The organism is Spirillospora sp. CA-108201 (genome assembly GCF_050936235.1).
Taxonomy (GTDB): Bacteria; Actinomycetota; Actinomycetes; order Streptosporangiales; family Streptosporangiaceae; genus Spirillospora.
In genome coordinates this window covers 7,081,655-7,100,949 of the sequence record NZ_JBNJNE010000001.1, presented here as the reverse complement: position 1 = coordinate 7,100,949, position 19,295 = coordinate 7,081,655, and the positions used below count along the sequence as shown (strand labels likewise).

Sequence of the window (19,295 nt, the reverse complement as noted above, 5' to 3'; positions counted from 1 at the left end):
GTTTCGATCCTCCACCCGACCTCGCGGACGGGTGCCACCTGGCAGCGGAATCCTGCTCGCGCCGATCAGAGGATCACCAACCCGGCGCTCCGGGATGCCGGGGCCCGCACGCGGCCACGAGGACGCACATGATGGGGACGCACCGACAGGTCGCCGCGCCTCCCACCTGCAGCGAGCAGGCGCCGACGCACACAACAAATACGCAGGATACTCGGCCACGCGCACACGGGTCAAAACGAGCCGCGCTGGCGCTTCCGGCCGCGTGCCCAGTATGCCGTACGCCCGGCGGTGCCCGGGAGGGGACGTTCAGCACCGCGGCGATAACACATGGTAGCGGTTGAGCCTTTTCTGGAATCATTTCGGTAACAGAGGGTCCATATCGGGATATGGTGCCGGGCGACCGGTCCACGCCGGCTCACGCCGGCCCGCACCCGGGAGCCCTCGCTGACTACTCCCCGCAGACCAGCCGACCCCGCCGGACGCCGGCGGCCCGGCCCCGCCGGGCGCCCCGGCCCCGCAGGACGCGACGCCTCCGCGCCGCGCGATGTCCCCCCGCGTTCCGACGTCCCCCCGCGTTCCGACGTCCCCCCGCGTTCCGACGTCCCCCCGCGTTCCGGCGTCTCCCCCTACCGCGACGAACTCGTCGCCAGCGGCCCGCGGCGCGCCCGCCGGGAACCCCCGCCCGCGGAGCGGCGGCCGAGCGACGGCGACGTGTTCTGGAACGGACGCCCGCCGGGCGACAGGCGCCCCAGGAGGAAGGGCGCGAAGGGGATCGTCGTGGCCGCCACCGCGTCCGCCCTCGCCATCGGCACCGGCGTCGTGATCGACCGGGTCGTCCTGCCCCAGTTCCGGTCGGAGAAGACGTCCGCCTCCGGGGCGCAGCGCAGCCCGTCCGTGGAGGTCCCGGCCGGCCCGCAGAGCGACCCGCTCGCCGCGACCGGCAAGAGCCCCGGTCCGGGCTCCGGCAGCGGCTCCGGGACGGGCGCGGGCGGCGCAGGCCGCACCGGCGCCTCTTCCGCGCCGGCCGCCGAGGAGCGGACACCGCCGCTCAAGGTGATCCACCCGCCGAAGAGCGCGTCGGCCGAGCCCACGAAGTCCCAGAGGTCCGCCGGGTCGGACGCCCCCTCGACGCCGGGCGGGAGCACGACTCCGGGCGGCGGGTCCGGCGGCTCCGGCGGGTCGTCCGGTCCCGAGGCGAGCGTGGTCTCGCTCACCAACGCCGAACGCGCCAAGCACGGCTGCCCGGCGCTGCGCACCGACGCGCGGCTCGCCACCGCGGCCCGCAAGCACTCCGCGGACATGGCGGCCAACAACTACTTCGACCACACGTCCCGCAACGGCGACAGCCCGTGGAAGCGGATGGAGGACGCCGGGTACAGCAGCCCCGGGGCGGAGAACATCGCCAAGGGCTACCCGACCGCCTCGGCCGTCGTGAAGGGCTGGATGGACAGCCCCGGCCACCGGGCGAACATCCTGAACTGCGGGCTGCGCGCCATCGGCGTCGGGATGGCCTCGGGGTCCGGCGGGCCGCTGTGGACGCAGGACTTCGGCTGGAAGTGACCGCCCTCGCCCGGCGGGGACATGACCTTCGGCAAATCACCGGCGTCCGGTTCGTTCCCATGTCATGGTGGGTGTCGCGAAGGTCCAGAACCCTGAACGAGGAACGGTAAGGTCCAACCCATGGGTTATCCGGGCGATCAAGGCAAACCCGGCGACTGGCCTCCCCGGCAGTCGCCGCACGCGCCGTACGGACCCGGAGCCGAAGCGCCGCCGTACGGCCAGGACAACGACGAATCCCCTTTCGCGCCACGCCGCGAGAGGCCCGGCAGGCCGCCGGCGTTCGGCAGCGGCGGCTTCGGCGACGACAAGTACGGCCAGGACGACTTCGGCCAGGACAAGTTCGGCAACGACGGGCTCGGCAACGCCCCCTACGGCGGCGGTGCGCCCGGCGGTGCGCCCGGGGGCGAGGCGCCCGGTGAGCGGACCGCGGCCTGGTCCGACCAGCCGCGCGCGTGGGACGACGAGCCCGTCGCCGGCGGCGCCTTCGGCGAAGGCCCCCCGGGCGGGGGCGGCTTCGGCTCCTACGAGGGCATGCCGCCCGGGCCGTCCGACGCGCCCGCGCGCCCCGAGCGCCGCCGCAACCTGCCGCTGATCATCGGCGGCGCCGCGGTCGCCGGGATCCTCCTCATCGGCGGCGGCGTCGGGCTGTCGTCGATGCTCAAGGGCGACTCCAAGCCGGCGCCGAAGCCGACGCAGGCCGCCTCCCGGCAGCCGCAGGCCACGCCGAGCCCCACGCAGCCCGTCCTCGCCCCGGTGAAGCTGCAGAGCCGCACCACCGACCCCGCGCCGCTGACCCTCAAGGAGGCCTTCGGCAAGGCGACGTTCAAGACGGGCAAACTCAAGTACGTCCGGACGGCCGCCGCAGGGAAGAAGTCCTGCACCGGCGTCGTCGGCGGCACCTCCCTGGCGGCCGCGCTCAAGAAGGGGCGCTGCACGCAGGCGCTCCGGGCGACCTACGCGCTGAGCAACGGCTCCCTCATCGGGACGGTCGGCGTGTTCAACCTGCAGACCGAGGTCGCGGCCAAGAAGGCCGTCAAGGCCGCCGCGGCCAAGGACGCGTTCCTGGTGGCGCTGCCCGGCAAGGGCGTCAGCAAGAACAACGGCAAGGGCGAGGCGCTCGGCACCTCGCAGGCGCGCGGCCACTACGTCATCATGACGTGGGTGCAGCGCCCGGACGGCAAGAAGATCTCCAGCAAGTACCATGCCGCCGTTCAGGTCTTCGGCACCCAGCTGGTCAAGGGCAGCAACCTGGCACTGGCGCTGCACTACCGGGAGACCGAAGGCAAGCCCCTCCAGAAGTGACCCCTTTGAATACTCTCACTGCTTATGTCTGGACCTAGAGACGCACGGGAGCACGGCGAGCAGGCCGACGAGGCCGCTCCCCTCAAGCTCCCCGCCTTCGGACTGGAGGCCCCCTGGTGGGCCGCGGAGTCCGCGGAGGCCACCCCGCCCGCCGAGCAGGCGCCGGGGATGCTGTCGGCGCCCGTCGTCGAGGACGCCGTGGTTGAGGACCCCGTGGTCGAGGGGGCCGAGGACGAGGCGGGCGTCTCCGCTCCCGAGGCTCCCCTGAACCCCGGGGCGCCCGGCGCCTTCGGGGCCCCCACGGCCTTCGGGGCTCCCCCCGCCACCGAGGCCGGCTCGGCGCCGCCCGGGACCCTCGTCGCCGGGAGGGGCGTCCCGCGCGTCGACTCCCGCGGCGCCGTCCCCGCCGAGCCGATCGTCAAGCCGCAGATCTCCCCCGACGAGACCGACCCCGAAGGCTTCCCGCCCGTCCCGCCCGCACAGGGCGGGCCCCGGGACACGGCGCCGCGGGGCGGGGCCGCGGGGGCCGTCACACCAGAGACCGAGGCCACCGTGGACAACCCCGCCGTGACCGACACCCACGCCGCGGCCGACACCGCGACGGACATCCCCGCGTCGCTCTCGGCGTTCGAGAAGGCCCGGGAAGCGGAGGACTCCGCCTCCCCGGAGCCCGTGCTCGTCCCGGACGCCATCCTGCCGCCCGGCGTCGTCCCGCCCACCGGAAGCGGCCCGTTCCCGCACGGCGATCCGGCCGCGGTGGGCGCGGCGGGCGCGCAGCAGCCCCCGGGCGGCGCGCCATTCCACGCCGAGGGCGCGGCCCCGCCGACGCCCCGCCGCCCGGACGCCCCCCGCAGGGCATGCCCGCCACCGGCCGGGGCGCGAGCAAGGGGCGCCCGGTGCTGATCGGCGGCGTCGCCGCGGTCATCCTCGCGGCGGTCGGCGCCCTGTTCCTCATCGGCGGGACGGGATCGGACGGCAAGGACGGCAAGGACGGCAAGACCCCCGAGGCTCCCGCGGCGGCGCAGACCACGCCCGCGGCGACGCCGTCCGCCACGCCCACGGCCCCCGTGGACATCACCAACGAGAAGACCGACACCGCCGACCTGACGTTCCGCGACGTCTTCCCGACCGAGACCATCCGGTTCGGCGACCGGACCTACCTCCGGGACCGCTGGTCGCTCAACCGGGACGTCACCTACGCGGCCCGCGGCTCCATGCTCGCCGCCCTCCGCAAGGAGCAGTGCCGCAAGATCGTCCGCGCCACCTACATCGACCCGGAGAGCAAGCTCGCCGTCACCTCCGGCATCGCGGTGCTGCCGACGAAGGCGGCCGCGACCGCCGTGAGCAAGGCGGGCGACCCCGCCCGCTACGAATGGTTCCGCGGCATGGCGGGCAAGCGGTCCCCCGACATCGACCAGGCCGGCGGGTACGCGGCGGCGACCGTCCGCGGCCGGTACGTCGCCTACGCCTACGTCCAGTGGGCGAACGGCAAGAAGGCCAAGCCCGGCGACCCGACCATCAAGAAGGCGGCGCAGCAGTTCCTGGACTACGACCTGCGCCCGGTCGTGGCGCGGTCCCGGGGCTGAGCCCCGGGACGGCGGGTCAGCCGCCCTGCCGGGGCGCGGCGCCCCCGGGCGGGGCGGGCTGCTCGGCGGCCGCCGCGGCCGTGGCGTTCAGCGTCCGGACCCGGCGCGTCTCCTGGGCGCGCCTGGCCAGGCTCTCGTCCCCGGGGTAGCGGATCTCCTCCAGCGACAGGCCGTGCGCGGGCGCCACGTTCACGCCGGAGTCGCGGACGCGAGCCGCGAGCACCTGCGCGGGCCACTCGGTCTCGCGCCGCCCGTCCCCCACCATCAGCAGCGCGCCGACGAGCGCGCGGACCATCGAGTGGCAGAACGCGTCGGCCTCCACCGTGGCGAGCGCGAGGTGCGGGTCGCGGTCGTCGCGCGCCCACTCGTAGCGCAGCAGCTCGCGGATCGTCGTCGCGCCCTCCCGCCTGCGGCAGTACGCGGCGAAGTCGTTCTCGCCGACCAGCCGGCGGGCGGCCTCGTTCATCCGGCCGAGGTTCAGGGGGCGGGGATGCCACAGCACGTCGTGGCGGCGCAGCGGCTCCACCCCGAAGGGGTTGTCGCACACCCGGTACACGTAGCGGCGCGACAGCGCGGAGAACCGCGCGTCGAACCCCTCCGGGGCGGTCGACACGCGCCACACCCGCACGTCCGGGGGCAGCAGCCCGGCGAGGCGGCGCGGCATCGTCCCGTTGATCGCCGAGTAGGCGGCGACGGGGACGACGAGGTGGGCGACCTGCCCGCGGGCGTGGACGCCGGCGTCGGTGCGGCCGGCGACGGTGAGCATGGGCGGCGGGTCCAGGCGCAGCATCCGGGCCAGCGCGTCCTCGATGACGCCCTGGACGGTCCGCTGGTTCGGCTGCCGCGCCCAGCCCGCGAAGTCCGACCCGTCGTAGGAGATGTCGAGCCGGAGTCGTACCAGTGCGGTCATGTCAGCCGAGTCGTCCTTCTGCAACGTCCGTTCTTCCCTCCGGGCACCCCGCGCTCGTCGGGCACTCCCCTGACACGATCCCCGGTGAACCGTCGCCCTCCTGCCATGACCATGCGATCAAGTCTGGCAAAGTTCGGGCCCGCCGTCCCGATGGAAACGGCGGGCCCTCACGAAGGTCGAGCAAACGCTCGCCCAGGTCAAAAGGCGGATTACTCCTTCTCGCCCTCGTCCTTGGCTTCCGCGTCGCCGGCGGCCTCGTCCTTGGCGTCGACCGCCGCGGTCTCGTCCGCCTTGGCCTCGCTCTCCTCGGCCTTCGGCGCCGGGGCGGCCTCGGCGGCGGGAGCGGACCCGCCGGTGGACGCCGCCAGCTGCTCCTGCACCAGCTCGATCACGGCCATCGGGGCGTTGTCGCCCTTGCGCGGCCCGATCTTGGTGATGCGGGTGTAGCCGCCCGGACGGGTCTCGAAGCGCGGCGCGATCTCGGTGAAGAGCTCGTGCAGGACGCCCTTGTCGCGGATCGTCTTGGCGACCAGGCGACGGTTGTGCAGGTCGCCCTTCTTCGCCTTCGTGATCAGCTTCTCCGCCAGCGGACGCACCCGCCGGGCCTTGGCCTCGGTGGTGGTGATGCGGCCGTGCTCGAACAGCGCCGTGGCCAGGTTGGCCAGGATCAGGCGCTGGTGCGCGGCACCGCCGCCCAGGCGGGCGCCCTTGGTGGGCTGGGGCATGTCGTTTCCTTCCTGCACCGGCCGTGTCAGGTACCGGTGTCAGCTGGTTCCGGACCGGCCGGGGACCGCGGTCCCCGGCCGCCGGACTCGGGTTCCTAGTACTGCTCGGTCTCGGCGTAGCCCTGGTCGTCGTCGCCGTAGTTGTCGGCCGCCGCGCTCGGGTCGAACCCGGGCGGGGAGTCCTTCAGCGACAGGCCCATGTCGTTGAGCTTCTGCTTGACCTCTTCGATCGACTTGGCGCCGAAGTTGCGGATGTCGAGCAGGTCCTGCTCGCTGCGGGCGACGAGCTCGCCCACGGAGTGGATGCCCTCGCGCTTCAGGCAGTTGTAGGAGCGGACCGTGAGGTTCAGCTCCTCGATCGGCAGGGCCAGGTCCGCGGCGAGCGCGGCGTCCGTCGGGGACGGGCCCATGTCGATGCCCTCGGCCTCGACGTTGAGCTCCCGGGCCAGCCCGAACAGCTCGACGAGGGTCTTGCCGGCGGAGGCGACCGCGTCGCGCGGCAGCATCGCCTGCTTGGTCTCCACGTCCAGGATGAGGCGGTCGAAGTCGGTGCGCTGCTCGACTCGGGTGGCCTCGACCTTGTAGGTGACCTTGAGCACGGGCGAGTAGATGGAGTCGATCGGGATCCGGCCGATCTCCTGGCCCGGCTGCTTGTTCTGCGCGGCCGAGACGTAGCCGCGGCCGCGCTCGACCGTCAGCTCCATCTCCAGCTTGGCCTTGTTGTTCAGCGTGGCGATGTGCAGGTCCGGGTTGTGGACCTCGACGCCCGCCGGCGGCGCGATGTCGGCCGCGGTCACCTCGCCCGGGCCCTGCTTGCGCAGGTACATGACGACGGGCTCGTCGTGCTCGGAGGAGACGACGAGCTCCTTGAGGTTCAGGATGATGTCGGTGACGTCCTCCTTCACCCCGGGCACGGTGGAGAACTCGTGCAGGACGCCTTCGATCCGGATGCTGGTGACGGCCGCACCGGGAATGGAGGAGAGCAGGGTACGGCGCAGCGAGTTGCCGATCGTGTACCCGAAGCCCGGCTCCAGCGGCTCGATGGTGAACCGCGACCGGTACTCGTCGACCTGCTCTTCGGTGAGAGTGGGACGCTGAGCGATGAGCATGGTGGTGCCTTCTTTCCGCGGTGCCCGCTATTTGACTACCGCGTTCTGGATTCTTCCCCGATCCGCCGGGACCCCACCCGGGGCCCCGGCGGGCGTTGAGCCCTTACTTGGAGTAGAGCTCGACGATCAGCTGCTCCTGGACGGGAGCGTCGATCTGCTGCCGGACGGGCAGCGAGTGCACGAGGATGCGCATCTTCTCGCCGTCGACCCCGAGCCACGCCGGGACCGGGCGGTCGCCGACCTCGGCCTTGGCGACCTGGAAGGGCGTCATCTCCATCGACTTGGCCTTGACGTCGATGATGTCGGCCTCGCCGACGAGGGCCGACGGGATGTTGACCTTCTTGCCGTTGACCCGGATGTGGCCGTGCCGGATCAGCTGGCGGGCCATGTCGCGGGACTTGGCGAAGCCGGCCCGGTAGACGACGTTGTCGAGCCGGCGCTCCAGCAGCGTGAGCAGGTTGTCACCCGTCTTGCCCTGCTGGCGGTTCGCCTCGACGTAGTAGTTGTGGAACTGCCGCTCCAGCACGCCGTAGATGCGCCGCGCCTTCTGCTTCTCGCGAAGCTGCAGCAGGTACTCGGTCTCCTTGGGCCGACCGCGGCCGTGCTCACCCGGAGGGTAGGGACGGATCTCGATCGGGCACTTCGGGCCCTCGCACTTGCTGCCCTTGAGGAACAGCTTCATCTTCTCGCGGCGGCAGAGCTTGCAGTCCGCACCGGTGTAACGAGCCATTGTTCTAGATCTCCCCTGCTCAGACCCGGCGACGCTTCGGCGGGCGGCAGCCGTTGTGCGGAACGGGCGTGACGTCCTGGATCGAGCCGACCTCGAGGCCGGTCGCCTGCAGCGACCGGATGGCGGTCTCGCGGCCCGAGCCCGGGCCCTTCACGAAGACGTCGACCTTGCGCATGCCGTGCTCCATCGCGCGCCGGGCGGCGGCCTCGGCGGCCTGCTGCGCGGCGAACGGGGTGGACTTGCGCGAGCCCTTGAACCCGACGTGGCCCGAGGAGGCCCAGGAGATCACGTTGCCGTTGGGGTCGGTGATCGAAACGATCGTGTTGTTGAACGTGCTCTTGATGTGGGCGTGCCCGTGAGCGACGTTCTTCTTTTCCTTGCGGCGCACCTTCTTGGCGCCGACACGGCTCTTAGGAGGCATGTGCTCTCTCTACTCTTGAGGTCATCGATCCGGAGGACCGACTCCGGACTACTTCTTGCCGGCCTTCTTCTTGCCGGCCACGGTCTTCTTCTTGCCCTTGCGGGTGCGCGCGTTGGTCTGCGTGCGCTGACCGTGCACCGGAAGCCCGCGGCGGTGCCGGATGCCCTGGTAGCACCCGATCTCGATCTTGCGGCGGATGTCCGCCTGGACCTCGCGGCGAAGATCACCCTCGATCTTGTAGTTCGCCTCGATCCAGTCGCGGAGCTTGACCAGCTCGTCGTCGCCGAGCTGGTGCACGCGCAGGTCGCCGCTGACGCCGGTGCCCGAGAGGGTCTCCAGCGCCCGCGTCCGGCCGATCCCGAAGATGTAGGTGAGAGCGACCTCAAGGCGCTTGTCGCGCGGAAGGTCGACGCCGAGGAGGCGTGCCATGTGGGCAGTTCCCTTCATTCGTCCGGAGGTATGGACGCACCGCTTCCGCGAACACCCTGCCCGGGTGGCGGCCCCGGCCTCCGAAGGTTCCGGGGGTGCTCCTCCACACGACACTGCCGTACGGCCGGGCCCGCGGATTCGCGGGACCCGGCGCGTACGGCCGTGTGAAGGCTGCGGTGCGCTTGCTGGGTTGTGAGCGTCAGCCCTGACGCTGCTTGTGGCGCGGGTCGGAGCAGATGACCATGACCCGGCCGTGCCGGCGGATGACGCGGCACTTGTTGCAGATCTTCTTGACGCTCGGCTTGACCTTCACTGGGTCTCCTAGAGATAAGGGTCACCCCCGCGCCGCCACGCACGGGGAAGGCAACCCCAGTGGGATTTACTTGTAGCGGTAGACGATCCGACCGCGCGTGAGGTCGTAGGGGCTCAGCTCCACAACGACGCGGTCGTCCGGCAGGATTCGGATGTAGTGCATCCGCATCTTGCCGCTGATGTGGGCGAGCACCTTGTGCCCGTTGTCGAGCTCCACCTTGAACATGGCGTTCGGCAGAGACTCGATGACGGTGCCCTCGATCTCGATGGCCCCTTCTTTCTTGGGCATGTCCTCCGCGCTTCGCTGATCGGCTCATTGGACGCGGCCCGGCTCTCCAGGGGAGAATCGGCCGCGACCCGCACCGCAGCGCGGATGCGCCAGGAAGGGGAAATCGGGCGGCCGTCGACGGACCGACAAGGAAGTTTACGCCAACCGGCCGTCCAATGCGAAATCGACGCATGACACGTGTCCGGAGACTGCTCCCGAGTCAAGCATACATCGCCTGCGCGTTGTACCTTTCCAGGAGAGCGACGTTCGAGGAGGGTCAGCATGCCGAGCTATGACTTCGCGCTGATCCTCAGCCGACCCCTCTACGAGGACGAGCTCGACCCGCTGTTCGACCGCACGCACGGCGCCGTCACGGTGTCGATCATCAGCGAGCCGCAGCACGGCGACCGTCCTCCAGCCCCCGCCCACCACCGTCCAAACGACGAGCTCCGCTCGGCCGACCGTCTGGGCAACGCCTCGTGCACCTGGTCGGGCGCCACCCTCGCCGCCGCGATCATGGAGGTGGTCGGGCACGTCGAGGAGAGCGCGCCCGGCCTGCACGTCCTGCACGTGGAGGCCGACCCGCTGCTGACCATCCGCGACATCGCCGAGCGGGTGGGCCGCTCCCTGGACTCGGTCCGCCACGCGATCACCGGGGCGCGCGGCGCCACCGGCTTCCCGTCCTCGGAGATGTCCACCGCCGGCCACCGCCTGTGGCGCTGGTCGAAGGTCGCCGCCTGGTACGGGCTGGACGACCCCCAGCTCATCGAGGCCAAGCCGACCGTCCAGGCCATCAACGGCTGGCTCGCCCTCCGCGACGTCGTCCCCGACATAGCCCCCGCCCCCGAAGAGGTCACCTCGGCCCTCTCCCTGGTGATCCCCCACGTCGCCTGAGCAGCGCGAGACGACCGTCCCTCCGGAGAGCGCGGGCCTCCTGCCAGGTGTGGGCTATCCCTGAGGTCTGCCGGGGGCGACCTTCAGCGGATCGGGCCCTGGCCGGGGGGCGAGTCGACAGTGCCGCCGCCCGGGCGCGAAGATCGTCCCGGCGCCCGCTCGCCCGGGGCTGCCCGGAGCCCGGGGTTCCGTGATGTGCTGGGGGCAACGGGGAGGGGATCGATGGCGATCATCGCTCAGCTGAGCGACATCCATCTGGCGGCCGCACGCGACGGCAGGATGGATGACGACTCGGGGCCGGTCCGCGCGCTGCGGGCCGCCGTGTCGAGCCTGCTGTCGCTGCCCGCGCGGCCCGACGCCGTCGTCCTCACCGGCGACCTCGCCGACCGCGGCCTGCCCTCCGAGTACGCCCGGCTGCACGCGCTGCTGTCGCCGCTGCCGATGGCCGTCTACCCGATGTGCGGCAACCACGACGACCGCGACGAGATGCGCCGCATGTTCGCCGACCACCCGGCCGTCGCGGCGACCGGGACCGGGCCCGGGGCGCCCGTCCAGTACGCCGTCGACGTGGCCGGCGTGCGCCTGGTCTGCTGCGACACCACCGTCGACGGCCATTCCCACGGGCACATGAGCGAGGAGAGGCTGGCCTGGCTGGAGGAGACGCTGAGCGCCGCCCCCGGCGTCCCGACCGTGATCGCCACCCACCACCCGCCGTACCCGATCGGGATGCGGTTCATCGACGACCTGCGGTTCGTCGACCCCGCCGGGTTCGCGTCCGTGATCTCCCGGCACCCGCAGGTGGTGCGGGTGATCTCCGGGCACGCGCACCGGGCGACGGTCGGTTCACTGGCCGGGCGGGTCTGCACCACCTGCCCGAGCACCTACCGGCAGCTGTTCCTCGACCTCACCCAGCGGGGCCGCGCGGCCGTCACCGGGGAGCCCGCCGGGTTCGCCCTCCACCTCGTCGGCGAGGACGGCACCGCCACCACCCACTTCGCCCCGACCGGCAACTACCGGCCCCTGATGGACGTGGAGTGAGCCCCGCAGGGCGCGGTCGCGACGGCCCCGGCGGGCGCGGCGACCGGGGCTCTGGCGGGCGGGCGCGTCGTCAGTCGCCCTGGCGGCCGCCGAAGATCGTGCGCATCAGGAGGACGGCGCCCCACGGGCCCGCCACCCAGATCCACCACGGGTAGACCGCGCCCGACGTCACCAGGATGATCAGCCATATGGTCACGTTGATCGCGCTGACCGTCGCCCAGGCGGCCCACATCGCGCGCATCCGCTGCGGTTCGAGGTCGCCGGACGGCGGCCGCGCCGGCGACGCGGTGCCCTTGCTCTGGGTCGCGGGGACCGGGAGCTGGTACAGGTCCTCCTCCGGCAGGTCGGAGGTGACCTCCTGGAGCTGCCCGAGCGTCTTCGCCCCGTAGACCGCGTCCAGCCGCTCCTGCAGCTCGTCCATCGTGATCCGGCCCTCCGCGCAGTGCTCGCGCAGACTCGCCGCCACCCGGTCGCGGTCGGCATCCGACGCCCGGATCTCAGGGTTCGGCGCCATCGTTCCTCCGCTCCTCAGGACCTGCCTTCCCTATCCATTCTGCGGCGCGGATCCGAGGTTCGCGAACCGGTCTCGGCCCTCGTCCAGCGCCGTCAGGACGCGGGGACCGTCGGCCGTGACCGCGAAGGTGTGCTCGAAGTGCGCCGAGGCGCGCCCGTCGGTCGTCACGACCGTCCAGCCGTCGTCGAGCTCGGCGGTCTCCTTCGTGCCGAGATTCACCATCGGCTCCACCGCGAAGCACATGCCGGGCTCCAGGACGGGCCCGTGCCCCGGCGCCCCGTGGTTGGCGATCAGCGGGTCCATGTGCATCTCGGTCCCGATGCCGTGCCCGCCGTAGCCCTCGACGATGCCGTAGGGGCCCTGAGAGCGGATGTGGGACTCGATGGCATGGGAGATGTCGGTGAGGTGGGCGCCGGCGAGCCCGGCCGCGAGGCCGCGCCACAGGGACGCCTCGGTGACCTCCAGCAGCCGCCGCTCCTCGTCGGTGATCTCCCCGACCGGGACCGTGATCGCCGCGTCGCCGTGCCAGCCCTCCACGATCGCGCCGCAGTCGATGGACAGCACGTCGCCCTCGCGCAGGATCTTGTCGGCCCGCGGGATGCCGTGCACGATCTCCTCGTTGACCGAGGCGCAGATCGTGCCGGTGAAGCCGTGGTAGCCCTTGAACGACGGGACGCCGCCGTTGTCGCGGATGTGCCGCTCGGCGAGCGCGTCCAGGTCCAGGGTGCTCATGCCGGGCTTGACGGCCTCGCGCAGCAGCTCCAGCGTCCGGCCGACGAGCAGCCCAGCGGCGCGCATCAGCTCGATCTGCTCCGCGGTCTTCATCTGGATCGCGGGCCTACGCCGTTTGAACATCTCTCCCCTTGCCCCGGTTCTCGCGCCGGAACGGCCGCGCGGACGCGGGGAGACCGCGTCCGCGCCGGCAGTTCCACGGCAGGCCCGTCACTTCTCAGGCGGGCCGGTCACTTCTCCAGCGGGCGCAGCGCGGTCAGGGCACGCTTGGTGACCTCTTCGACCGGTCCCGTCGCGTCGATGCCGACGAGGATGTTCTCGTCGGCGTAGAACTGCACCAGCGGCGACGTGTCGTGCCGGTACACCTCCAGGCGGTGCATGACGACCTCTTCCTTGTCGTCGTCCCGCTGGAACAGGTGACCGCCGCAGTCGTCGCAGATGTCGTCCTGCTTGTCGTCGAAGTCGACATGCCAGATCCGGCCGCACTTGTCGCAGGTGCGCCGGCCCGACAGCCGCCGGACGACCTCGTCCTCGTCGACGACGAGCTCCAGCACGATGTCGAGACGGGTCTCCCACTCGGCGAGGATCTTCTTGAGCGTCTCGGCCTGCGGGACGTTGCGCGGGAACCCGTCCAGCAGGAACCCGTCGCGGGCGTCGTCCTCGCCGAGCCGGTCGCGGACCATCGCGATCGTCACCTCGTCGGGGACGAGGTCGCCGCGGTCCATGTACTGCTTGGCCTGCCGGCCGAGCGGCGTCCCGCCACTGACGTTCGCGCGGAAGATGTCACCTGTCGATATCTTCGGGACCGACAGGTGAGATGCGATGAACTGGGCCTGCGTCCCCTTGCCCGCACCCGGGGGGCCCACCAGGACGATACGCACTACCGGAGGAAGCCCTCGTAGTTGCGCTGCTGGAGCTGACTCTCGATCTGCTTCACGGTATCCAGTCCGACGCCGACGACGATGAGGATGCTCGTGCCGCCGAACGGGAAGTCCGAGCTCGCCTTCATGAGTGCGAAGGCGACCATCGGGACGAGGGACACGAGCCCCAGGTAGAGCGCACCGGGTGTGGTGATCCGGGTCAGCACGAAGTCGAGGTACTCGGCGGTCGGCCGACCAGGACGGATACCTGGGATGAATCCACCATACTTCTTCATGTTGTCGGCGACTTCAGTGGGGTTGAAGGTGATCGCCACATAGAAGTACGTGAAGAAGATGATGAAGACGAAGAAGATCCCCATGTGCCAGGCGTTGTCCTGCTGGAGATAGGGCTGCACCTTCTGCAGCCACTTGGTGTTGGGCCACAGCTGGGTGGCCAGAACCGGCAGGTAGAGCAGCGAGGACGCGAAGATGATCGGGATGATGCCGGCCTGGTTGACCTTCAGCGGGATGTAGGTCGACGTGCCGCCGTACATGCGGCGGCCCACCATCCGCTTCGCGTACTGGACGGGGATGCGCCGCTGCGCCTGCTCGACGAACACCACCCCGGCCATGATCGCCAGACCCACCAGGATCACGATCGCGAAGACGAACCCGTTCTTGGTCTTGTAGATGCTCCAGAACTGGGCGGGGAAGACCGCCACCACCTGGGTGAAGATCAGGATCGACATGCCGTTGCCGACACCGCGGTCGGTGACCAGCTCGCCCAGCCACATGATGACGGACGTGCCCGCCACCATGATGATCACCATGGTGACGATCGGGAAGATGCCCTTGTCGTACAGGATGTCGCCGCTGCCGGAGATGCCCTGGAACAGCTGGCCGGTGCTCGCCATCGCGACGATGCCGGTCGCCTGCAGGATCGCCAGCCCGACCGTCAGGTACCGGGTGTACTGGGTGATCTTCGTCGTGCCGGCCTGGCCCTCCTTCTTCAGGGCCTCCAGCCGCGGGATCACCACCGTCAGCAGCTGCAGGATGATGCTGGCCGTGATGTACGGCATGATGCCGAGCGCGAAGACCGACAGCTTCAGCAGCGCGCCGCCGCTGAACAGGTCGACCAGGCCGTAGAGCTGGTTGCTGTTCTTGGCCGCGTCGGCGGTCTCCTTCAGCACCTTCACGTTCACGTTGGGCGTCGGCAGGATCGACCCGATCCTGAACACGACGATCATGAACAACGTGAAGAGGATTTTCTTACGCAGGTCAGGCGTACGGAAAGCCCGAGCGAACGCGGTCAGCACCATTCCTCCTGCGCGGCTGGCGGGTTCATGGCCGCCGGGGAGGCGGTTTCAGGTCCATGAGTTCGGGCGGAGAATACCCGGTGTGGTGGCAGAGTGCGCAATCTCACGCCGGATACCTTCGCTCGTGTGACTCTAACAGCAGATGACACCGGGGCCGCCCCGCCCGACCCGGCGGCCTCACGGCCCCGGGCCTCACGCGGGTACGGCCCCGGCATCGAAGGAGTTCCTTCTTACAGCTCGTCGGCGGATCCGCCGGCGGCGGCGATCTTCTCCTTGGCGGCGCCGGAGAAGGCGTGCGCCTTCACCTGCACCGCGACGGAGATGTCGCCCGTGCCGAGGATCTTGACCGGACGGCCGCGGCGCACCGCGCCCCTGGCCGCCAGGTCCTCCGCCGTGACCTCGCCGCCCTCGGGGTAGAGCGCGGCGAGCTTGTCCAGGTTCACGACCTGGAACTCGACCCGGTTGGGGTTCGTGAAGCCCTTGAGCTTCGGAAGCCGCCGGATCAGGGGCATCTGGCCGCCCTCGAAACCGACGGGGACGGTGTTGCGGGCCTTCGTGCCCTTGGTGCCGCGACCGGCCGTCTTGCCCTTGGACGCCTCGCCGCGGCCCTTGCGGGTCTTGGCCTTGTTGGCGCCGGGGGCCGGACGCAGGTCGTGCACCTTGAGCGGGGTGCCCTCGGTCTCCGCAGCGGAGTCCTTACCGAGATCAGCCGCCATGTCAGTCGACCTCCTCGACGGTGACCAGATGCGCCACCGTCCGGATCATGCCGAGCACCTCGGGGCGGTCCTCGCGGACCACGCTCTGCCCGATCTTCTTCAGGCCCAGGGTACGCAGCGTGTCACGCTGGTTCTGCTTCTCGCTGATCACGGACTTGGTCTGCGTGATCTTCAAGTTGCTCACGACGACGCGACCTCCGCCCTCGGCTCGCTGCCCGCGGCGCGCGCGCGCAGCATGGCCGCCGGGGCGACGTCCTCGATCGGAAGGCCGCGCTTGGCCGCGATCTCCTCGGGACGCTTCAGCGACTTCAGACCCGCGATCGTGGCGTGCACGATGTTGATCGCGTTGTCGCTGCCCAGCGACTTGCTCAGCACGTCGTGGATGCCGGCGCACTCCAGGACCGCGCGCACCGGGCCCCCGGCGATGACGCCGGTACCGGGGCTGGCCGGACGGAGCAGGACCTCGCCCGCCGCGTCGCGCGCCTGCACCAGGTGCGGGATCGTGCCCTGGATCCGCGGCACCTTGAAGAAGTGCTTCTTGGCCTCCTCGACGCCCTTGGCGATCGCCGCGGGCACCTCCTTGGCCTTGCCGTAGCCGACGCCGACGGTGCCGTTGCCGTCACCGACGATCACCAGGGCGGTGAAGCTGAAGCGACGCCCGCCCTTGACGACCTTGGCGACACGGTTGATCGCCACGACCTTCTCGATGTACGACTGGCCCTTGTCGGCGCCACCGCGGCGGTCGTCGCGGCGGTCGCGACGGTCGCCACCCTGACCGCCACCACGCCTCTGCGCTGCCATCAGTGGTTCCTCTCGTTCACCTTGTAAAGGGCCATCAGAGCTCCAGGCCCCCCTCGCGCGCACCGTCCGCGACTGCGGCGATGCGGCCGTGGTACTTGTTGCCGCCGCGGTCGAACACGACCGCGTGGACGCCGGCCTGCTTGGCCCGCTCGGCGACGAGCTCGCCGACCTTGCGGGACTTGGCCGTCTTGTCGCCGGAGTCGGCGCGCAGGTCCGCCTCCATCGTCGACGCGCTGGCCAGCGTGTGGCCCTTGTCGTCGTCGATGACCTGGACGAACACGTGCCGGCTGGAGCGGGTCACGACCAGGCGCGGCCGCGCGGCGCTGCCGACGACCTTCTTGCGGACCCGCAGGTGCCGGCGCTTGCGAGCAAGCTGGCGACCGCTCGTGGCCTTGCCGGCCAGGGTCTTGGTGCCTGCCATGACTACTTACCAGCCTTTCCGACCTTGCGGCGGATCTGCTCGCCCTCGTAGCGCACGCCCTTGCCCTTGTACGGGTCGGGCTTGCGCAGCTTGCGGATGCGGGCGGCGATCTCACCGACGAGCTGCTTGTCGATGCCCTCGACGACGAGCTGCGTCGGCTTCTCCACCGTGAAGGTGATGCCCTCCGGCGCCTCGAACGGGATCGGGTGGCTGTAGCCGAGCGAGAACTCCACGTTCTTGCCCTTGGCCACCACCCGGTAGCCGACGCCCTGGATGACCAGGGTCTTCTTGTAGCCGTCGGTGACACCGACGACCATGTTGTTGATCAGTGTCCGGGTGAGCCCGTGCAGACCGCGCACCTTGTTGACGTCGTTGGGCCGGGAGACGACGAGCTGGCCGTCTTCCTGCGCGACCTCGATGGGTTCGGCGACGGTGTGCGAGAGCGTGCCCTTCGGGCCCTTGACGGTGACCTCGCGGCCTTCGAGCTTCACCTCGACGCCGCTGGGCACGCCGATGGGGAGACGTCCGATACGAGACATTAGAAGTGCCCTCCCCTCACCAGACGTAGGCGAGGACTTCCCCGCCCACTCCGCGCTTGCCGGCCTGACGGTCCGTCATCAGGCCCGAGGACGTCGAGATGATCGCGACGCCCAGCCCGCCCAGGACCTTCGGCAGGTTGTCCTTCTTCGCGTACACGCGCAGACCCGGCTTCGAGACGCGCTTGATGCCGGCGATCGAACGCTCGCGGGTCGGGCCGAACTTCAGCTCGATCAGGAGCTTCTTGCCGACCTCGGCGTCCTCCACGGTCCAGCCCGAGATGTAGCCCTCCTGCTGGAGGATCTCGGCGATGTGCGCCTTGATCTTCGAGTACGGCATGGCCACGGAGTCGTGGTACGCCGAATTCGCGTTGCGCAGACGCGTCAGCATGTCTGCGATCGGGTCGGTCATCGTCATGGCCTACTGGCCCTCCCTCGCCACGGTTTCCTCGGGTTGATGCGGCCCGTGGACCTTTGGCGCGGTCGTGGACACCCTCTCAGGCGCCCGGTTGGTCATTACAGGCCGGCTTCCGCCGCCCCCGGAGCGCGGCTCCGGGGACGCGGTCACCAGCTGGACTTCGTGATGCCAGGCAGCTCACCGCGGTGGGCCATCTCCCGGAAGCACACGCGGCACAGGCCGAACTTCCGGTAGACGGAGCGCGGACGCCCGCAGCGCGAGCACCGAGTGTAGGCGCGCACGCCGAACTTCGGCTTCCGCCCCGCCTTGGCGATCAGCGACTTCTTCGCCATGCTCAGTTCTCCTTGAAGGGGAAGCCCAGGAGCTTGAGCAGCGCCCGGCCCTCGTCGTCGGTCTTCGCGGACGTCACGACCGTGATGTCCATGCCCCGCGAGCGGTCGATCTTGTCCGGGTCCACCTCGTGGAACATGACCTGCTCGGTCAGCCCGAAGGTGTAGTTGCCGTTGCCGTCGAACTGCTTCGGCGACAGCCCGCGGAAGTCGCGGATGCGGGGGAGCGCCGTGGCCAGCAGGCGGTCCAGGAACTCCCACATCCGGTCGCCGCGCAGCGTGGCGTGCGCGCCGATCGGCATGCCCTCGCGCAGCTTGAACTGCGCGATGGACTTGCGGGCCCGGTTCACCGCGGGCTTCTGCCCGGTGATCGCCGCCAGGTCGCGGATCGCGCCCTCGATCAGCTTGGCGTCCTTGGCCGCGTCACCGACCCCCATGTTGACCACGATCTTGGTCAGCGAGGGGATCTGCATGACGTTGGCGTAGCCGAACTGCTCGCGCATCTGGCCCGCGATCTCCTCGCGGTAGCGCACCTTGAGCCTCGGCGTCGGCACGGGACGCTCGGTAACGGTCTCGGTCATCGGTCTCAGATCTCCTTACCGCTACGGCGCGAGATCCGAACCTTCGTGCCGTCGTCGTTGGTGCGGTAACCGACCCGGGCCGGCTTGCCGTCCTCGACGATCGCGACGTTGCTGACGTGCAGCGGCGCCTCGACCGTGACGCGACCGCTCTCCTTGCCGGCACGCTGCTGGTCGGCCTTGATGTTCTTGGTGATGAGGTTGACGCCCTCGACGACGACCCGCTCCTCGCGGGGGATGACGCGCAGGACCTTGCCCGTCGCGCCCTTGTCCTTGCCGGCGATGACGATGACCTCGTCGCCCTTGCGGATCTTCATCAGAGCACCTCCGGCGCGAGCGAGATGATGCGCATGAACTTCTTCTCGCGCAGTTCGCGGCCCACCGGGCCGAAGATACGGGTGCCGCGGGGGTCGCCGCCGTCCTTGATCAGGACGGCGGCGTTCTCGTCGAAGCGGATGTAGGAGCCGTCCGGGCGCCGGCGCTCCTTGCGGGTGCGCACGACGACCGCCTTGACGACGTCACCCTTCTTCACGCCGGCGCCGGGAAGTGCGTCCTTCACCGTCGCGACGATGATGTCGCCGACTCCCGCGTAGCGCCGACCCGAGCCGCCGAGAACCCGGATGCAAAGGATCTCCTTCGCACCCGTGTTGTCGGCGACCTTGAGTCGCGACTCCTGCTGGATCACGTCTAACTCCTGTTCGTCACACCGGTTCTCGGCGCCCCCTTCACGGGCGCCGAGCCTGGTGGAACCAGACTGTGGTCAATGGCGGGACTGCGTCCCGCGGGCCCT

General features: G+C 70.5%; 28 protein-coding genes. 6 read left to right on the top strand and 22 right to left on the bottom strand.

The features are described 5' to 3' along the window. Positions 1-777: 777 nt before the first annotated feature. The 4 genes from ACQEU6_RS34220 to ACQEU6_RS34205 all read left to right on the top strand — a co-directional run bounded on the left by ACQEU6_RS34220 (position 778) and on the right by ACQEU6_RS34205 (position 4,448). A complete protein-coding gene (locus tag ACQEU6_RS34220; RefSeq protein WP_499337480.1) occupies positions 778-1,560 on the top strand; it encodes a CAP domain-containing protein in 783 nt (260 codons plus the stop codon). 120 nt (positions 1,561-1,680) lie between these two features. Continuing rightward, positions 1,681-2,862 carry a hypothetical protein gene (locus tag ACQEU6_RS34215; RefSeq protein WP_499337478.1) on the top strand — a complete coding sequence of 394 codons (1,182 nt, stop codon included), beginning with the start codon at positions 1,681-1,683 and terminating at the stop codon, positions 2,860-2,862. Positions 2,863-2,886: 24 nt separating this feature from the next. Beyond that, positions 2,887-3,765, top strand: coding sequence for a hypothetical protein (locus ACQEU6_RS34210; RefSeq protein ID WP_499337476.1), 879 nt, complete (start codon positions 2,887-2,889; stop codon positions 3,763-3,765). Continuing rightward, positions 3,759-4,448: a hypothetical protein gene (locus ACQEU6_RS34205; RefSeq protein ID WP_499337473.1), complete on the top strand. Its 690-nt coding sequence runs from the start codon at positions 3,759-3,761 to the stop codon at positions 4,446-4,448. Before ACQEU6_RS34210 ends, ACQEU6_RS34205 begins: the two co-directional genes overlap by 7 nt. A gap of 16 nt (positions 4,449-4,464) precedes the next feature. Here the strand turns inward: ACQEU6_RS34205 and truA are convergent, their stop codons facing one another. The 8 genes from truA to infA form a co-directional block, all read right to left on the bottom strand. Next, positions 4,465-5,358, bottom strand: coding sequence for a tRNA pseudouridine(38-40) synthase TruA (gene truA, locus ACQEU6_RS34200; protein WP_499337471.1), 894 nt, complete (start codon positions 5,356-5,358; stop codon positions 4,465-4,467). A gap of 209 nt (positions 5,359-5,567) precedes the next feature. Further along, positions 5,568-6,083: a 50S ribosomal protein L17 gene (gene rplQ / locus ACQEU6_RS34195; RefSeq protein ID WP_499337467.1), complete on the bottom strand. Its 516-nt coding sequence runs from the start codon at positions 6,081-6,083 to the stop codon at positions 5,568-5,570. A gap of 95 nt (positions 6,084-6,178) precedes the next feature. Then, entirely contained in the window at positions 6,179-7,192 is a 1,014-nt protein-coding gene (locus ACQEU6_RS34190) for a DNA-directed RNA polymerase subunit alpha (RefSeq protein ID WP_067454600.1), read from the bottom strand. Between the two features lie 103 nt (positions 7,193-7,295). Next, positions 7,296-7,922: a 30S ribosomal protein S4 gene (gene rpsD, locus ACQEU6_RS34185; protein WP_499337463.1), complete on the bottom strand. Its 627-nt coding sequence runs from the start codon at positions 7,920-7,922 to the stop codon at positions 7,296-7,298. A gap of 19 nt (positions 7,923-7,941) precedes the next feature. After that, positions 7,942-8,343, bottom strand: a complete 402-nt coding sequence (gene rpsK, locus ACQEU6_RS34180; protein WP_021596710.1) for a 30S ribosomal protein S11 — start codon at positions 8,341-8,343, stop codon at positions 7,942-7,944. A 48-nt stretch (positions 8,344-8,391) separates the two neighbouring features. Further along, positions 8,392-8,772, bottom strand: a complete 381-nt coding sequence (gene rpsM, locus ACQEU6_RS34175) for a 30S ribosomal protein S13 (protein WP_363973738.1) — start codon at positions 8,770-8,772, stop codon at positions 8,392-8,394. Between the two features lie 199 nt (positions 8,773-8,971). After that, complete coding sequence (rpmJ, locus tag ACQEU6_RS34170) at positions 8,972-9,085, bottom strand: 50S ribosomal protein L36 (protein ID WP_021596712.1); 114 nt, start codon at positions 9,083-9,085, stop codon at positions 8,972-8,974. 66 nt (positions 9,086-9,151) lie between these two features. Then, positions 9,152-9,373, bottom strand: coding sequence for a translation initiation factor IF-1 (gene infA, locus ACQEU6_RS34165; protein WP_034519601.1), 222 nt, complete (start codon positions 9,371-9,373; stop codon positions 9,152-9,154). 261 nt (positions 9,374-9,634) lie between these two features. On the opposite strand from infA, the gene ACQEU6_RS34160 reads away from it, so the two are divergent. Continuing rightward, positions 9,635-10,246: a hypothetical protein gene (locus tag ACQEU6_RS34160; RefSeq protein ID WP_499337456.1), complete on the top strand. Its 612-nt coding sequence runs from the start codon at positions 9,635-9,637 to the stop codon at positions 10,244-10,246. 222 nt (positions 10,247-10,468) lie between these two features. After that, entirely contained in the window at positions 10,469-11,284 is an 816-nt protein-coding gene (locus tag ACQEU6_RS34155) for a phosphodiesterase (RefSeq protein ID WP_499337454.1), read from the top strand. Between the two features lie 70 nt (positions 11,285-11,354). Here the strand turns inward: ACQEU6_RS34155 and ACQEU6_RS34150 are convergent, their stop codons facing one another. The 14 genes from ACQEU6_RS34150 to rplN all read right to left on the bottom strand — a co-directional run bounded on the left by ACQEU6_RS34150 (position 11,355) and on the right by rplN (position 19,190). After that, complete coding sequence (locus ACQEU6_RS34150) at positions 11,355-11,798, bottom strand: DUF1707 SHOCT-like domain-containing protein (protein WP_499337452.1); 444 nt, start codon at positions 11,796-11,798, stop codon at positions 11,355-11,357. Positions 11,799-11,828: 30 nt separating this feature from the next. After that, positions 11,829-12,653: a type I methionyl aminopeptidase gene (gene map / locus ACQEU6_RS34145; RefSeq protein ID WP_499337450.1), complete on the bottom strand. Its 825-nt coding sequence runs from the start codon at positions 12,651-12,653 to the stop codon at positions 11,829-11,831. 107 nt (positions 12,654-12,760) lie between these two features. Beyond that, complete coding sequence (locus tag ACQEU6_RS34140; RefSeq protein ID WP_499337448.1) at positions 12,761-13,411, bottom strand: adenylate kinase; 651 nt, start codon at positions 13,409-13,411, stop codon at positions 12,761-12,763. After that, positions 13,411-14,637, bottom strand: a complete 1,227-nt coding sequence (secY, locus tag ACQEU6_RS34135) for a preprotein translocase subunit SecY (protein ID WP_499340427.1) — start codon at positions 14,635-14,637, stop codon at positions 13,411-13,413. The genes ACQEU6_RS34140 and secY overlap by 1 nt, the downstream gene beginning before the upstream one ends. Positions 14,638-14,936: 299 nt before the next feature. Then, the gene (rplO, locus tag ACQEU6_RS34130; RefSeq protein WP_499337446.1) at positions 14,937-15,422 is read right to left on the bottom strand and encodes a 50S ribosomal protein L15; all 486 of its coding nucleotides are present in this window, start codon (positions 15,420-15,422) and stop codon (positions 14,937-14,939) included. Between the two features lies 1 nt (position 15,423). Then, positions 15,424-15,606 (bottom strand): 50S ribosomal protein L30, encoded by a 183-nt coding sequence (gene rpmD / locus ACQEU6_RS34125; RefSeq protein WP_021596720.1) that lies wholly within the window; start codon positions 15,604-15,606, stop codon positions 15,424-15,426. Beyond that, on the bottom strand, positions 15,603-16,223 hold the full coding sequence (gene rpsE, locus ACQEU6_RS34120; RefSeq protein ID WP_372505490.1) for a 30S ribosomal protein S5: 621 nt from the start codon (positions 16,221-16,223) through the stop codon (positions 15,603-15,605). The genes rpmD and rpsE overlap by 4 nt, the downstream gene beginning before the upstream one ends. A gap of 34 nt (positions 16,224-16,257) precedes the next feature. Next, positions 16,258-16,644 (bottom strand): 50S ribosomal protein L18, encoded by a 387-nt coding sequence (rplR, locus tag ACQEU6_RS34115; RefSeq protein ID WP_089314936.1) that lies wholly within the window; start codon positions 16,642-16,644, stop codon positions 16,258-16,260. 2 nt (positions 16,645-16,646) lie between these two features. Beyond that, positions 16,647-17,183, bottom strand: a complete 537-nt coding sequence (rplF, locus tag ACQEU6_RS34110) for a 50S ribosomal protein L6 (RefSeq protein ID WP_499337444.1) — start codon at positions 17,181-17,183, stop codon at positions 16,647-16,649. 16 nt (positions 17,184-17,199) lie between these two features. After that, positions 17,200-17,598, bottom strand: coding sequence for a 30S ribosomal protein S8 (gene rpsH, locus ACQEU6_RS34105; protein ID WP_089314938.1), 399 nt, complete (start codon positions 17,596-17,598; stop codon positions 17,200-17,202). Positions 17,599-17,744: 146 nt separating this feature from the next. Beyond that, the gene (locus tag ACQEU6_RS34100) at positions 17,745-17,930 is read right to left on the bottom strand and encodes a type Z 30S ribosomal protein S14 (protein WP_067454638.1); all 186 of its coding nucleotides are present in this window, start codon (positions 17,928-17,930) and stop codon (positions 17,745-17,747) included. Positions 17,931-17,932: 2 nt separating this feature from the next. Continuing rightward, on the bottom strand, positions 17,933-18,508 hold the full coding sequence (gene rplE, locus ACQEU6_RS34095; protein WP_499337442.1) for a 50S ribosomal protein L5: 576 nt from the start codon (positions 18,506-18,508) through the stop codon (positions 17,933-17,935). 5 nt (positions 18,509-18,513) lie between these two features. Then, entirely contained in the window at positions 18,514-18,822 is a 309-nt protein-coding gene (rplX, locus tag ACQEU6_RS34090; protein WP_141580642.1) for a 50S ribosomal protein L24, read from the bottom strand. Further along, the gene (rplN, locus tag ACQEU6_RS34085) at positions 18,822-19,190 is read right to left on the bottom strand and encodes a 50S ribosomal protein L14 (protein ID WP_021596728.1); all 369 of its coding nucleotides are present in this window, start codon (positions 19,188-19,190) and stop codon (positions 18,822-18,824) included. Before rplN ends, rplX begins: the two co-directional genes overlap by 1 nt. Positions 19,191-19,295 lie beyond the last annotated feature (105 nt).